General features: G+C 77.3%; 12 protein-coding genes. 5 read left to right on the forward strand and 7 right to left on the reverse strand.

Annotated elements, in window-relative coordinates; genetic code table 11:
* Positions 1 to 2: 2 nt before the first annotated feature.
* Both ACFVFS_RS09020 and ACFVFS_RS09025 read right to left on the reverse strand, forming a co-directional pair.
* Positions 3 to 1,121, reverse strand: a complete 1,119-nt coding sequence (locus ACFVFS_RS09020) for an LLM class flavin-dependent oxidoreductase (protein ID WP_380621736.1) — start codon at positions 1,119 to 1,121, stop codon at positions 3 to 5.
* Positions 1,118 to 2,164 (reverse strand): LLM class flavin-dependent oxidoreductase, encoded by a 1,047-nt coding sequence (locus ACFVFS_RS09025; RefSeq protein ID WP_380621737.1) that lies wholly within the window; start codon positions 2,162 to 2,164, stop codon positions 1,118 to 1,120. Before ACFVFS_RS09025 ends, ACFVFS_RS09020 begins: the two co-directional genes overlap by 4 nt.
* A 295-nt stretch (positions 2,165 to 2,459) precedes the next feature.
* Between ACFVFS_RS09025 and ACFVFS_RS09030 the strand changes: the two genes are divergently transcribed.
* On the forward strand, positions 2,460 to 2,957 hold the full coding sequence (locus ACFVFS_RS09030; protein ID WP_380621738.1) for a hypothetical protein: 498 nt from the start codon (positions 2,460 to 2,462) through the stop codon (positions 2,955 to 2,957).
* A 124-nt stretch (positions 2,958 to 3,081) separates the two neighbouring features.
* Here ACFVFS_RS09030 and ACFVFS_RS09035 read toward each other — a convergent pair whose 3' ends face one another.
* The 4 genes from ACFVFS_RS09035 to ACFVFS_RS09050 form a co-directional block, all read right to left on the reverse strand.
* Entirely contained in the window at positions 3,082 to 3,258 is a 177-nt protein-coding gene (locus ACFVFS_RS09035; protein ID WP_380621740.1) for a hypothetical protein, read from the reverse strand.
* Between the two features lie 181 nt (positions 3,259 to 3,439).
* Positions 3,440 to 6,403 carry an AAA family ATPase gene (locus tag ACFVFS_RS09040; RefSeq protein ID WP_380621742.1) on the reverse strand — a complete coding sequence of 988 codons (2,964 nt, stop codon included), beginning with the start codon at positions 6,401 to 6,403 and terminating at the stop codon, positions 3,440 to 3,442.
* Between the two features lie 161 nt (positions 6,404 to 6,564).
* Positions 6,565 to 7,017: a hypothetical protein gene (locus ACFVFS_RS09045; protein WP_380621744.1), complete on the reverse strand. Its 453-nt coding sequence runs from the start codon at positions 7,015 to 7,017 to the stop codon at positions 6,565 to 6,567.
* A gap of 496 nt (positions 7,018 to 7,513) precedes the next feature.
* Complete coding sequence (locus ACFVFS_RS09050; RefSeq protein WP_380621746.1) at positions 7,514 to 8,905, reverse strand: cellulose binding domain-containing protein; 1,392 nt, start codon at positions 8,903 to 8,905, stop codon at positions 7,514 to 7,516.
* A gap of 334 nt (positions 8,906 to 9,239) precedes the next feature.
* Here ACFVFS_RS09050 and ACFVFS_RS09055 point away from each other — a divergent pair, with 334 nt between their 5' ends.
* Positions 9,240 to 9,422, forward strand: coding sequence for a hypothetical protein (locus ACFVFS_RS09055; protein WP_380621748.1), 183 nt, complete (start codon positions 9,240 to 9,242; stop codon positions 9,420 to 9,422).
* An 80-nt stretch (positions 9,423 to 9,502) separates the two neighbouring features.
* On the forward strand, positions 9,503 to 10,333 hold the full coding sequence (locus ACFVFS_RS09060) for a hypothetical protein (protein ID WP_380621750.1): 831 nt from the start codon (positions 9,503 to 9,505) through the stop codon (positions 10,331 to 10,333).
* Between the two features lie 839 nt (positions 10,334 to 11,172).
* Here ACFVFS_RS09060 and ACFVFS_RS09065 read toward each other — a convergent pair.
* Positions 11,173 to 12,342: a Cmx/CmrA family chloramphenicol efflux MFS transporter gene (locus ACFVFS_RS09065; protein ID WP_380621752.1), complete on the reverse strand. Its 1,170-nt coding sequence runs from the start codon at positions 12,340 to 12,342 to the stop codon at positions 11,173 to 11,175.
* Positions 12,343 to 12,653: 311 nt separating this feature from the next.
* On the opposite strand from ACFVFS_RS09065, the gene ACFVFS_RS09070 reads away from it, so the two are divergent.
* Complete coding sequence (locus ACFVFS_RS09070) at positions 12,654 to 13,301, forward strand: transcriptional regulator (protein ID WP_380621754.1); 648 nt, start codon at positions 12,654 to 12,656, stop codon at positions 13,299 to 13,301.
* Complete coding sequence (locus tag ACFVFS_RS09075) at positions 13,298 to 14,431, forward strand: aminotransferase class I/II-fold pyridoxal phosphate-dependent enzyme (protein ID WP_380621756.1); 1,134 nt, start codon at positions 13,298 to 13,300, stop codon at positions 14,429 to 14,431. Before ACFVFS_RS09070 ends, ACFVFS_RS09075 begins: the two co-directional genes overlap by 4 nt.
* Positions 14,432 to 14,606 lie beyond the last annotated feature (175 nt).

Here is a 14,606-nt window from a genome sequence, read left to right on the forward strand (position 1 = left end):
GCTCAGGTCCGTGCGGTGGGCGGGGCGGGGAGGTCGAGGTGGCCGTGGAGGGTGGCGGTCCGGTAGGCGGTGCGGAAGGCGTCGCGGCGCTGGAGTTCGGGGACGAGGGAGCGGGTGATCGCCAGGAGGTCCTGGGGGAGGCGGGCGGGGCGGAGGCGGAATCCGTCCAGGCGCAGGCCGGCCGCTTCGGTGGCGCGCCAGGCGAGCAGGAGGTCGGCGAGTTCGGCGGGGGTGCCGGCGAAGATCTCGGCGTCGGAGGCGAGCGGGGCTCCGGCCAGCTCGTCGAGGCGGTCCTTGTGGCGGGCGGCCTCGCCGGGGCGGTCGTCCAGGAGGACCAGGAGGTCGGCGAAGACCTTGAGGGGGCGTTCGGCGGGGCGGGCGACGGCGGTGGCGGCGGCCGCGACCTCGGTGAGGACGGCCGCCACGCCGTCGGGGGAGTGCGGGGTGACGAAGACGACGTCGCCGCCCTTGGCCGCGAGTTCGTAGGGGATGCGGGCGTGGGCGAGGACGGTGACCGGGAGGGCGGGCTGCCGGCCGTCCCAGCGCCGGCCGACGGCGGCCAGCACCTCGGCGGCGTCCTCGAAGAGCGGGGCGAGGCGGCCGGAGATCCGCTCGGGGGAGGCGAGGTCGCCCTCGCCGAGCGCCGCCGGGGCGCGGCGCCCGAAGTGGGCGGCGTCGTCGGAGCGGGCGGAGATCTGCGGGCGCCAGCCGGCCCGGCCGTGGGCGGCGTGGTCGAGGGTGGCGAGGGCCGCGGACAGGTGGAGCGGTTCGGTGTGGGTGACGTTGGTGGTGGGGACCAGCCCGATCCGGGAGGTCAGCGGTGCGACCCGGCTGGCGATCAGGACGGCGTCCAGCCGGCCGCGCACCTGGTCGGTGCGGTCGTCGGGTCCGCGCAGGCTCACGGACTGGAGGGCGAGGGCGTCCTCGAAGGTGACCAGGTCGAGCAGGCCGTGCTCGGCCTCCGTCACCAGTCCGGCCCAGTACCCGGCGGTGAACAGCTCGCCGGGGCGGGCGCCCTCGGTGCGCCAGGCGGCCGGGTGCCAGCCGGCGCCGTCCAGGGCGACGGCCAGGTGCAGCGGCGGCAGCCCGCGGGCGGGGCTGGGCGTGGCGGGGCGGGTCATGCGGAGGCCTCCCGGCTCGGTCGGCGGGCCTGGGCGAGCCCGAGGTGGTCGCGGAGGGTGGTGCCGGTGTACGCGGCGCGGTGCACGCCGTCGGCCCGGAGCAGCGGGACGACCCGGTCGACGAACGCGTCCAGCGGGTCCTCGGCCGGGTGCGGGGTGAGCAGGAAGCCGTCCGAGCCGCCGCCGCGTACGTACGCGGTCAGCGCGTCGGCGATCCGGCGCGGTGTGCCGACGAGCTGGGGTACGGGGAGGCCCGTGGCGCCCGGGGTGTCCTCCAGCGCGTACGCGACGGTGGCGAGGACCCGGAGGTCCCCGGGGGAGCGGCCGTGGTCGGCGAGCCGGTCGGCGAGGTCCTGGCGCAGTGCCCGGGCCTCGGCGAGTCCGGTGTAGGGGACGAGCACCACGTCGGCGTCGGCGGCCGCCGGAGCGAGGTCCTGCGGGGAGGCGACGGTCCGCACCACGACCGGGTGGCCCTGCGGAGCGCGCGGTGTGGTGAACCGGCCGTCGAGGTCGAAGTGGTCCCCGCGGTGGGCGAACGCGCCCGCGCCGGGCCGGACGAACACCCCGCCGGCCGGGTCGGCCGGGACGTCGTCCTCCGCCCAGCTGTCCCACAGGGTCCGGGCGGCGCGCAGGAATTCGGCGGCGTGGAGGTGCCGGTCGGCGTCCGGCGGGAGGCCGCCGTGGCGGAGCGCGCCGTCGGCGGCGGCCTCCCGCGCGGCGTCCGGGCCGACCGCCACGCTCCAGGCAGCGCGGCCGGCGCTCAGGTGGTCGAGCGAGGCCAGCCGCCGGGCCAGCTCGTAGGGCTGGTGGGCGGCCGGGCCGAGGCCGGCGGCCAGCCCCAGCCGGGTGGTGGCGGCGGACAGGGCGCCGAGGGCGGTGAGCGCCTCGGGCCCGGGCGGCGGGCCCTCGGGGAGGAGGAGGAAGTCGAACCCGCCCCGCTCGGCGGTCCGGGCGAGCCGGGTGAGCCGTTCCAGCGGGGTGCCGGTGCCGGGTCCGTCGGCCCCGGGCGGGTGGACGGCGAGGTGGAATTGCTGCACGGACACGACGACGATCGCCTCCTGTCGGCCGCCCGTCCGCCGCGCGTTGGCCCACGCGGCCGGGCCCGTTCATCCTGCGCGGCGGCGCCCGGCCCGGGCAACGGTCGCAACCAAGTGTTCACACGAAGCAATCGGAGTGCCATGAAGGGCGGTCATGCGATGGGATTCGGTCATCAGAAGGCGTGAATCAGCGTCAGGCTTCAAAAGGCAGGGTGGAATTAGGAATTCCGCCTCAATCGATGCCAGCATGTGAGGTGTGAAGCGTGAAATGTCACATGGCTTCACGCTGCCGTCCCTACCCATGAACGGGAATCACCCGATGAACCGGCTCCTCGCCATCCTCGCCACCAGTGCCGCCCTGACCGTCGCGGGTACGACCGGTGCCACCGCCGCCACCGGTACCGCCGCCAGCGGCACCGCGGCCCCGGGCGCCGCCTCCGCCGCCGCGCTCCAGTCCCCGGCCGGCCCGGGCCTCTGCGTCACCGGCTACCGGGGCGTGGTGGTCAACGAGATCTGCGCCACCGTCAGCGGCGACCAGGTCACCTTCTACGGGCAGTCCTCGCCCGGCAGCCTCGGCTGGACCGCCCGGACGGTGCCCTACCGGATGACCGCCTCGGTGGTCGGCGGCGCCGTCCTCGGCACCATCACGCCCACCGTCCTCATCGACCGGTCCGCCACCGCCGTGGGCCGGATCACCGCCACCGCGCCGTGCGGCTCGAACGTCACGGCGTCGCTGGAGACCACCGCGTGGGGCTGGCCGCCCGCCACCGCCACCATCACCGTGCCGGTCGGCTGCTGATCCAGCCGGCCCCCGGCACGGCGGAGGCCCTGCCCGCTGCCCGGGCGGGGCCTCCGTCCTTCCGTGATCCGCCGGTCCCCGGCCGCTGCCGCCCGCACGCGGCCGGGCCGGGGACCGGCGCTGCTCAGTGCGCCCAGTGCACGGGACCGGAGCGGCTCAGCCGGGCCAGCCGGACCAGGGCGAGCGGATGGTTCCCGGCCTTGCGGGGGGACGGGGAGATTCGGACCGTGGCTCCGGCCGGGGCCGGTCCGTCCGTCGCCGGGACGGCGATCGCGCTCGGCGCGTGGTGACGTGCTCTCATCTCCGGGGATCCCTCCTGGTCGGTGAGCGGCTGCCCCGCTCGCTCGCCAATGACCACCAGGGAACCGGTCCGACCGGGCCGGAACAATGCGGGTGACTACCCATCGCTGCCCGGGAACCCTGCGGGCCCGCGTCCGGATCGCCCGGGCGCCCCGCGGGAGCGGCCCGCCGGACCGGCCGGATCAGCCGGGTCCGCCGTCCGCCGCCTCCTCGGCGTCGGCCCGGGCCAGCGCCTGCGCCGTCCCGGCCCGGCTGGTGCCCAGCTTGTGCAGCACGTTCGCCACATGATGCTCCACCGTGCGCGGCGAGAGGAAGAGCGCCTGGGCGATGTCCTGGTTGGCGGTGCCCTGCGCGAGCAGCTCCGCCACCTGCCGCTCGCGCGGCGACAGCTGCTTGCCGTAGCCCCGGCGCCCGGGCGAGCCGATCCCGCCGAGGTCGAGGTCCCGGCGCAGCTTCCGGCACCGGGCGGTGTCGGTGGTCGCCCCCAGGCCGAGGTAGACCCGCTCGGCGGCCGCCATCCGCTCCGCCGCCCGGGTCCGGTCGACGGCGGCCAGCGCGGCGGCGATCCGCTCGTCGGCGCGCGCCGCCTCGTACGGGCGCCCGATGTCCTGCCAGCCGGCCCGGGCCCGGGCGAACGCCTCCACCGCGCAGGGCTCGCCGTCCGCCGCCAGCAGCAGGCCCCGGGCCTGGTCCAGTGCGGCCGACACGGCGGGCGCGTCCCGGTCGGCGATCGCCCCGGCGGCCTCCTCGGTGACGGCGCCGGCCTCGGCCCGCCCGCCCGTCGCCAGCAGCGTCTCCACCGCGACCGGCAGCAGCTCGGCGGTGCGCGCCCAGGCCTCGGCCTGCCGCGTGGTGGCCAGCGCGGGGCCGACCGTCGCGGCGGCCCCGGCGGTGTCGCCCTCCAGCAGCTGCAGGCCCCCGAGCCCGGCGGCGGCCCGCAGCGCGACGGTCACCTGCGACTCGCGCTGCCCGAACCGGGCGGCGATCTCGAACTCCTCCCGGGCCAGGGCCAGCCGGCCCCGACCCGCCGCGAGCCGCCCGAACAGCAGCGAGCGTTCGGCCCCGGCCATCGCCAGGTCGTCGAACTCCGCGCCCAGCGCGGCGAACCGCTGCTCCACCCCGTCCCAGCGCCCGGCCAGCATGTCCAGCCGGATCAGCGCCAGCCGGCTGTAGCACTCCAGGTACGGAATGCCCGTCAGCTTGGCCAGCCTCCGACTCTCCGTCAGCAGGTGCGCGGCCCGGGTGTCGTAGCCCAGCTCGATGGCGATCTCGCCGGTGTTGTACAGCGCCCGGGTGGTCTGCCGCATCACCTCGGGACTCTCGGAGGCGCGCGGCAGCTCGTCCAGCCGCCCCCAGACCTCCGGATCGCCGGCCCGGGCCTGGAAGGTCAGCGAGGTGGCCCGCACCGCGGCGGCCACGTCCTCGTCCGGATGGTCCGCCAGCAGCCGGTCCGCCCGGGCGAGCCACTCCCAGGCGTGGCGGCCCGCGCCGTCGCGCTCGTCCATGGCGATCGCCACCATGGCCCGGGCCGCCCGGACGGGACGCTCCTCCAGCTCGTCCAGGGACTCCCGGATCCGGCCGAACCCGGCCCGGTTGCCGCTGTGCACCGCCGTCAGGAGGCCCAGCGCGAGCCGGATCTCGCCGCGGTCGGCGACCGGCAGCCGGGGATCGGCGACCATGCCGCTGAGCACCTGCACGCTGGCCGCGGGGTCGACGTCGTCGGCCGCCAGGCGGGCCAGCGCCAGGGCGGCCCGGCCGCGCCGCGGCGGGTCGAGGTCGGGCTCGTCCAGCAGGCTGCGCAGCATCCGGCGGGCGCCGCCCGGGTCGCCGAGCGCGACGGCCTGGTCGGCGGCGGCCTGGGCGAGGTCCTGCCAGGCCGCGCGCTCGCCCATCGCCAGGGTGTGCTCGGCGATCCGGGCGAGCGGTCGGGGCTCGCGGGTCTCCAGCGCGGCGACGGCCCGCCGGTGCAGCACCCGGCGACGGGGCCCGGCGATCCGCCGGTGGGCGACCTGCCGGACGGCGGGGTACCGGAAGGCGTACCGGTCGGGCGAGGTCTCCTCCAGGACGGCCGCGTGCAGCGCCTCGGCCAGGCCGTCCGCGCCCGCCCCGACGTCCAGCCCGGCGACGGCGGTGAGCAGGTCCTCGTCGGCGGGCACCCCGAGCACGGCCGCCGCGGCGACGACCGCCGTGCCGTCCGGGCCCAGCCGGACGAGCCGCCCGGTCGCGGCGTCGGCCACGGCGCGCGGGACCTCGGCCTCCGCCAGCCCGGTCGCGAGGTCGGCCGCCCGGCGGGGCCGCGGGCGCTCCGCGAGGGCGCGCAGGTCCTCCTCGACGGCCAGCGGCAGGCCCCGGGTGCGCTCGAACAGGACCCGGGCGACCTCGGGGGTGGCCACCGCACCGAGCACGCTGCGGGCCAGCTCCGCCGTCTCCGCCGCGTCCAGCGGGCCCAGCCGCACCAGGCCGACGCCGGCACCGGGCCCGGCGGGCGCGCTCCGGTAGGCGGCCGCGGGCGACGGGGCGCCGGGCGGAAGGTCCTCGGGCCGGTAGGTGAGAACCAGGGCGAGCCGGGGCGGCAGGTCGCGGGCCAGCCGGAGCAGCAGGTCGAGGGTCGCGTCGTCGGCCCACTGCACGTCCTCGACCACCAGCACCGGGTCGTCGAGCGCCGCCAGCAGCGCCCGCACCCCCTGGGCCGCCAGCCGCCGGGCGGACAGCAGCTCCCCGCCGTCCGGAGGCGCGGCGGGCAGCCGGTCGGCGAGGTCCGGCAGCAGCCCGCGCAGCGCCCCCGTGCTGGGCGGCAGCGCGTCGGGCGGGGGCAGCAGCGCGGCGGCGTCCCGCAGGGCGTCCGCCACCGGCCCGAACGGCTCCGGCTCGCGCAGCGGGTGGCAGCGGCCGAGGAGCACGGTGCGCCCGGGGGCTCCGGGGGCCGTCCCGCCCGGCGTCCGCACCGCCTCGGCGACCAGTCGCGACTTGCCGACGCCGGCCTCGCCCTCGACGAGCAGCACGGCGGGCGGCCGGTCCAGCGCCTCGGCCAGCCGGGCGAGTTCCCGGCCCCGGCCCACGAAGCCGTGGCCGTCGGGGCCCTGATCCACGGCGTCGCGCCCCGCGGGCGCGTCCGGGGCCGGCGTCCGGTGCGGCGGACGGTTCATCGGGGCCACGTGAGGCCGGGGGCGGAGGACGTGTGAGCGGGCATGTCCCCATGATGCCCGCGCCCGTCCCGCCCGCGTCCGGCGGGGGCGAGGCGGGCGCGGGCCGAGGAGGGGGGCCGGGGCCGGGCATCGGGGGTCGGGGCCGGGGCCAGGGGCGGGGCCTATCCGGCCAGGTACGCCACCTGACCGCCGTCGGGGTGCGCCGCCGGGCCGACGAGCTGCCGGGGGACGGGAACCTCCCGCAGCGGGCCGGTCGGCCGGACGACCCGGCCCGGCGCCTCGACGACCTGGCAGCCCGCCCAGGCGAGGCGCCGGACGACGCCGGCCGCCGCACCGTCGTCGAGCGAGAACACGAACGGCCCGGGCACCAGCACCACGTCCAGCCAGCCGCGCTCGGCGGCCGTGAGCAGGCTCGCCAGCGCCGGCAGCGGGCCGCGGGTGCTCAGGCCGTGGTCGGCGTACACGTCCGGGTACGGCAGCGCGAGGCGGTGCGCGAGGTGTTCCATGGCGGAGCGCACGTAGTCGGCCTCCTGCGGGTCGTACGGACGGCACCGCAGGTACATCGCGGACCGCCGGGCCGCCCGGTGCACCGGTTCGTGGGGGTCGTCGTGCATGCCGTTCACCTGGCCTTGCTGACTGTGACGGGTGGGGGAATGTGCGATTGCGGGCCGGTGTCCAGCGGACCGCCGGAACGGTACGGGGATCAATGGGGGCCACTACCCATTGCTGCGCCGCACGGTGGGCGGTGGGCGCCGGACACCTGAGATCGTGCGGATCGCCGGGGCCGGGGCCAAGGGTGGGACGGGGGCGCCCCGTGGTGCGGGAGGTGGCCGCCGGGCTCCTGTGCGCGGGTTTGCCGGCGTGACTTGCGGGTCCGGGCCCGCCACCTGCGCTTTTCCCGTTCCACCGGCCGTCCGCTGACGGCCCCGGCCGCCCGCGGCGCCACCTGTCCGCCGTAGCGCGGCCCGGCCGGGCGTCGTGCACGAAGCACCGCGCGCCCCCGCCGCGCTTCGCACACGCCGGTCCGGCCGCCCGGCCGTGCCCGGCCGCTCCCGGCCGCGCGACGGGGCGGCCGGGTACGGACGGGGGCAGGGCCGCGGCGAACCGGGATCAGGAGGCGGGGACGGTGTCCGTGAAGGACGTCCCGGCGGCGCGGTAGGCGGCGACCGCCGCGCCGACCTGGGCGGGGGTCAGCACCCGGTCCTTGACGTGCAGCACGTAGTCCACCTGCTCCTCGTAGGTGCGCGCCTCGGTGCCGGTCAGGCCGGCGAGGTCGGTGAGCCACTGGTTGAAGGCGATCACCATCGGCCGCTCGGGGAGGTAGCGGGTCTCGTGGCGGGCGAACTCGACCCCGTCGACGTAGTACACGATGCCGGTGTCGTCGATGGTCAGGACGAGGTCGTGCCAGCCGGCGAAGGAGTTCCGCGAGACGGTGTACCGGTTGTCGTTGCCCTCGGGGCCGTAGGTCTCCCACGAGGTGGTGTAGAAGATGTTCGCGGTCTCGCCCCAGCCGCCGTTGGGCAGGTACTCGAAGTCGTACTCGGCGTAGTCGTCGGCGTTCGGGGCCTTGAGGTCGTTGATCGCGAAGAAGCTCTGGACCAGGTGGTCGCCGTCGGGGCCGGTCGTCGGCGCGTCGGCGAAGCGGACCCGGGCGGCGTAGGTGCCGTTGCGGAACTTCATCGCCTGGGTGTGGAACTCGCTCTGCCGGGTGGACTCGGCGGTCCCGGCGGTCGAGGTCCGCAGGGTCATCACCGAGTTCCCGCCGGCCTCCTTGGCGAAGGCGACGTTCTCGGCGGCCCAGGTGGCCCCGGCCACGCCCGGGCCGCCGCCGCCGGAGCGCGCGCTCCAGCCGTGGGCGGCGAGCGCCGGGTCGTCGTGGCCGGTGTAGTCGAGGTCGTCGAAGAGCACCGGGCCGGCCGGGACGGGCGGCCTGGTGGGGGCGGTGCCCCAGACCTGGACGCCGGCGACGGTGGCGGTGACCTTGGCCCAGTCCGCGTACCCGCTCTGCGCGGCGCCGAAGGAGTAGTCGTCGCCCTGGTTCATGACCTGCCAGTCGGTGCGGTGGACGCGCAGCTGGAGGTCGCCGCTGTCCGCCCCGGGGGCCAGCGTGCCGGCGCCCCCTGTGAAGCCGATCTCCAGGTAGCGGTCGGCGGCCGCGCCCGACTCGTTGATGGTGCCGATGGTGCCGGTGACGTTGGCGCAGCCGCGGACGGCCCAGTCGCAGGCGAACCGGTAGGCGGCGAAGGGGGAGTCGGACCTGAAGTAGTAGCGCAGCTTGACCTGGTCCAGGGAGATCGGCGTGGAGCCGGTGTTGACGACCTTGAGCCACGGCGAGGCCTGCGCGGTGCCGCTGCCGCCGTTGCGGTACTGCACGGCGAGCGGCTCTCCGGCGGCGGCCGCCGGCAGGGCGCCGAGGACGCCGGAGCCGAGCCCGGCGGCGGCGACGGCGGCGGCGAGCACCGCGCGGACGCGGGGGCGCCGGCGGCTGGTGGGGACGGTCATGGGGTGGGGGTCCTCTCCTGGCGTGGGGGTCGGCGCGCGGCACCGGCGGAGGGGAGCCCGGTCTCACCTCGGGTTCGGCGGTGGGGGAGTGAGGTGACGGGCCGCGCGATCAGAAAGTGGCATAGACCAATTTGGCGGTCAACCCCGTGCCGGTGCGATCGGCCGGAACGTGGACGTCCGCCGCCCGGAGTGGCTGATTGTGCCTTGTCGGCGGCCCGCGGGCGGCCCATCGCGCCCATGCCCTAGGGTGTTTGACGATTCGACGGCCGGGGAACGGGAGTTCGACAGTCCGCCCGCCGTAACCCGCCCGTCCACGCCGCCCGCAGGAGGTCCCGTGCCCGAACTCCCCCCGCGGCGTCGTGTCGTCCTCCACCTGCCCGTCGACCTGGCGGACTGGCTCCAGGGGTTCGCCGAGATCTCCCACCGGTCCGTCGACGACGTGGTCCGGCCGCTCGTCGAGGCGGAGAAGGCCCGCGTCGACGCGAACCGGCACCGGAGGGAACCCGGGCCCGGGTAGCCACCGGACCGCCCCCCCACGCCGTCCTCTCCCCGTCCCCCGCGCCCACCACCCGGGGACCGCTCAGAAGGGCTCGCACTGTGAGCTTCCCGCCGCACCGGCAGCCGCCCTCCCCGGCCGACGCCGGACCGCCCGCGGGCCGGGTCGATCCCGCCCTGGCCGACCGCCTCACCGAGGCGGTGCTGCTCGCCGGCCTTCCGGTCGCCTTCGGCGACCAGGGGCCCGGCGTCCGCATCCGGCCCGCGCGGCCCGCCGACCACCGCGACCGGTGCGAAGGCATGGCCGCCCTCGACTGGCTGCCGTCCCCGCGCCTCACCGGCGCCGCCGCCACGGCGGAGCCGGGCCAGGCGGCCGAGTCGGCGCGGAAGGTGGTGGAGACGGCGATGGAGAACGCGCTCGCCGAGTTCCTGCCGGTCCTCGGTCTGGAGACCGGCCGGGACCGCACCGACGGCGAGCTGCGGGTCACCGGCGAGGCCGCGGGCGGCGGCGGCCTGCGCGTCCCACCCGGTGTCCTGGTCGCCCGGCCGGCCGGGCCGACCCCGGCCGAACTCGGGCTCCCCGAGGACCTGGTGCGCCACATCCGCCGCAGCGCCGCCCTCGCGGGCCTGCCGCTCGCCACCCACCTCGGTGCCACCGGCATCACCCTCGCCCAGTGCGCCCCGACCGGCGGCGCGGACGACCGGGGCAGGGCGGCGGACCTGGGCTGGAACCCCTCCCGCCGACTCGCCGACCTGGCCGACAGCGACCTGCCTGAGGCGTCCCGGGCCGCCGCCGCCCGTACGGCGGTCGACGGCGCGCTGCGTCATGCGGTCGGCATCGCGTTGCGGGCCTGCGGTACCGAATTGCGCTGGTTGCACGCGCACCAGTTGCTGCGTGCCTACGGCGGGTCCGCTCCGGCCGTCCGTCGCTGACCGGGGGGACCTGGGCTGGAACCTTGTTGTCGGCTTGCCGACTTGGCCGACAGCGAGCTGCCCGAGGCGTCCCGGGCCGCCGCCGCTCGCACGGCGGTCGACGGCGCGCTGCGCCATTCGGCACCGAACGGCGCTGGCTGCACGCCCACCAGCTGCTGCGTGCGTACGGCGGGTCCCTCCCGGCCGTTCGCCGCTGACCGGGGGCGGGTGCCGTGGCACGGGGCCGGCCGGCCCGGTGCCCGCCCGAACAGGGGCGTTCGGCTCGGCGGCGTCAGTGGCAGCCGGAGTGCAGGCCGCCGCCGGAGGAGTTCCCCGTCGGGGTCTGCCCGGAGCGCGGGTCGCTTTCGGGGTTGTCCTCAGACTCCCGTCGTGGCACCCGCAGGGCGGTTCGGGTGGCGCGCTGCGCCACACGGTCGGCACCGCCCTGTGCGCCTGCGGTACCGAGCTGAGCTGGTTGCACGCCCACCAACTGCTCCGTACCTACGGCGGGTCCGTCCCGGCCGTCCGCCGCTGACCGGGGGCGGGTGCCGTGGCACGGGGCCGGCCGGCCCTGTGCCCGCCCGAACGGGAGCGTCCGTCCCGGCCGGCGTCTGCGGCAGGAGGAGTGCAGGCCGTGGGAACGGTGGCCGCCGTCGGAGGGGGCCCAAGTCGGAGCGGGGCTGCCCTCGGGCTCCCGTCGTCCGCCCGCAGGGCGGAGGGGGGCGCCACCCGGCAGGCGGGAGATCGGCGACGGCCCCGAGGCGGTGGCGTTCCCGTGGCCGCTGCGGCGCCGGGTGTCCGGCGGACGGGCGATGCCGCCCGCCGGCACGGCTCCGCCCGCCGTCACGGTCCGCCCGCCGTCACCGCTCCGCCGGGCGGAGCGGGACCGCCGGGCGGAGCAGGGCCGCGAGGAGCAGCGCGGCGGCGACCAGGAGTCCGCCGAGCCAGAACGGCCCCCGCTCCCCGGCCGCGGTGCCCAGGACGGCCGCGCCGGCGAGCGGGCCGGCGGCGGCGCCGAGGTTGAGTGCGGCGGTCGCGCAGGCGCCGGCCAGTGTCGGGGCTCCGGCGGCCTCGTACAGGACCCGGGTGATCAGGGTGGCGCCCACCGCGAACGACAGCGCGCCCTGGGCGAACACCAGGGGCAGCAGCGCGGCGGGCCGGTCGGCCAGCAGGGCCAGGCCGAACCACCCGATGAGCAGCAGTGCGCCGCCGACGGCCAGCACCCGGCCGGGGTAGCGGTCGGACAGCCGCCCGGCGGCGGTGATGCCGGCGAAGGAACCGGCGCCGAACAGCGCCAGGACGGCCGGGACCCATGACGGGTCCAGCCCGGCGGTGCCGGTCACCACGGGGGCGAGGTAGCCGAAGCCGGCGAAGGTCGCCGCGTTGACCAGTGCGGCGAGCAGCATCACGGCCGCCAGCCGGGGGTTTGCCAGCCGCCCGAACTCCGCGCGGACGGCGGGCCGTTCGGCGGCGTCCCCGGGCGCGGGGCCCGCCGGGACCCCGGTGAGGACGCCGAGGGCGGCGGGCAGGCAGAGCGCGGCGACGGCCCAGAAGACGGCCCGCCAGCCGAGCGCCGAGCCCAGCGCCGCCCCGGCGGGGACGCCGGCGACGGTGGCCACCGTGGTGCCCGAGAGCAGGACGGCGAGCGCGCGGCCCTTCCGGTCGGCGGGCACCAGCGCGGCGGCGGTCGACAGCGCGACGGCGAGGAACCCGGCGGCGGCGAGCGCCGCGACCACCCGGGTCGCGAGGAGGACGGGGAGGTCCGGGGCAACGGCCCCGGCGGCGTGCGCCGCGGTGAACAGGGCGAGGGCGCCGAGCAGGCCCCGGCGGCCGGGCAGGGTGCGGGCGAGCACCGCCGTCAGCGGGGCGCCGACGACCATCCCGGCCGCGAAGGCCGAGCTGAGCGAGCCGGCGGCGCCGATCGTGACGCCGAGGTCCGAGGCGATGTCCGGCAGGAGTCCGGCGAGCATGAACTCGGACGTGCCCATGGCGAAGACCGCCACGGCGAGCAGGTACAGCGGAAGAGGCACGGAGAGGCTCCGGGGTGAGGAGAGGCACGGGAGGGCGACTCGTCACCGCGGTCAGCACCCGGGGGCGCACGCGTCCGGCCGCGCCGGTGGCGGCGCGGCAAGGGCTGCGGACTCAGCGGTCCATCGGGGGTTCAGGGGGCTGACGGCGCGTGACCGAAAGCCCCCACCTCGTCCGACTCGGGGCTCGACATGCCCGGCACGCTACCGGACCGGCGGCCGCCCCCGCACGGGCATTTCGTGGCGGGGCCCGCCCGATGGACCCCGCCACCGGTGCTGGACAGTTCGTCCGGCCTGGACGTACAGTCCAGTTCATGGGGATTCCAGAAGAGGACACCGATCCGCGGGTGCGCATGTGGGCGCCCGTGGGCCAGGCCGTCGCCCTGCTGCTCGGCCCGTACGCCGAGGTGGTCCTGCACGACCCGGGCACCGACCGGATCCTGGCGATCTGGAACCCGATGGGCTCCCGCGCCCCGGGGGACCCGTCGCTGCTCGGCGAGCTGGACGAGCTCGACCCGTCGGCCCGGGACGTGTTCGGCCCGTACGAGAAGCTGCTCGCGGACGGCCGGCGGCTGTCGTCGGTCAGCGCCGTCCTGCGCGGCCCGGACGGCGAGCCGGCCGCGGTGCTGTGCGTCAACCTCGACCGCACGCCGCTGGAGCAGGCCGCGGCCGTCCTGCAGGCGTTCGGGGCCCCGACCGTCGCCCGGCCGGAGCCGCTGTTCGAGCAGGACTGGACCGAGAGCGTCCAGCACATCGTCGGCGGGTACGTGCGCGAGTGCGGCCGCCCGGTGGAGCGGCTGACCCGCGCCGACCGGCTGGCCGTGCTCGCCCGGCTGGACGAGGCCAAGGTCTTCGCCGTGCGCCGGGCCGCGCCGGTCGTCGCCGGCGCCCTGCGGGTCTCCCGCTCCACCCTCTACGGCCTGCTGGCCGAACTCCGAGCACCGAAGGACCACGCGCCATGACCCGCCTGCCCGACTTCCGGCTGGAAACCCACTTCTCCCGGTGGGAGTTCACCGCGCGGCACCACCTGACCGCCTCCGACGCCCAGACCATGACGCTCGCCGAGCTGCTGGCCCTGGCCGACGACGGGGACCGGGCCGCGTTCGAGAACCTCCCCCTGGGCTACACCGAGACCTTCGGCGATCCGGCCCTGCGCGAGGTGATCGCCGGGACGTACGAGCGGGCCGACGCCGCCGACGTCATCTGCTTCGCGGGCGCCGAGGAGGCCCTCTACCTGGCGATGAACGTCCTGCTGGACGCGGGCGACCACGCGGTCGTGGTGACCCCCAACTACCAGGCGGCCGAGACCGTGCCGCTGGCGCTGTGCGAGGTGACCGGCGTCGCCCTCGACCCCGACCGGGACTGGGCCCTGGACCTCGACGCGGTGCGGGCCGCGATCCGCCCGAACACCCGGGTGGTGTCCGTGAACTTCCCCAACAACCCGACCGGCAAGGTCATCGGCGCCGCCGACTTCGCCGAGCTGGCGCGGCTGTGCGACGAGCGCGGCATCCGCCTGTTCAGCGACGAGGTCTACCGCGGACTGGAGCGCGACCCGGCCCGCACCCTGCCGCAGGCCGCCGACCTGTCCGAGCGCGCCCTGTCGCTGAACGTGACCTCCAAGGCGCTGGGCCTGCCGGGCCTGCGGATCGGCTGGATCACCTGCCGGGACCGGGAGCTGCTCTCCCGGCTGGAGCGGGCCAAGCACTACACCACCATCTGCAACTCCGCGCCCAGTGAGGTCCTGGCCCGGATCGCGCTCAAGGCCCGGACCGCGATCCTGGAGCGCAACCGGGCGATCGTCGCGGCCAACCTGCCGCTGTTCGACGCGTTCTTCGCCGAGTTCGCCGAGGACTTCGCGTGGCGGGCGCCGGACGGCGGCTGCGTCGCCTACCCCCGCTACCTCGGCCCCGAGGGCGTGGAGGCGTTCTGCACCCGCCTGGTGGAGGAGGCGGGGGTCCTGCTGCTGCCCGCCGGAATCTTCCGCTCCGAGCTCACCCCCACCCCCGCCGACCGCTTCCGCATCGGCGTCGGCCGCCGCGACCCGGAGGAGGGGCTGGCCGCGTTCGCCCGGTGGCTACGGGAGCGTCGCTGACCCGTCCGACCCGCCGGCGGCACGGCCGGGCGCAACGCTCGGGCGGTGGTTGAGGGTTGACCGAACGTCAAACTGGTCCAGACCATTGACGGTGGGCGCCGCGCTCCCTACGGTATGGGGCAATCCACCTGGCGCAGGCATGCCAAGATCCACCGGTTGGCGCACCCCCACACGC

Source organism: Kitasatospora sp. NPDC057692 (assembly GCF_042799475.1).
GTDB lineage: Bacteria > Actinomycetota > Actinomycetes > Streptomycetales > Streptomycetaceae > Kitasatospora.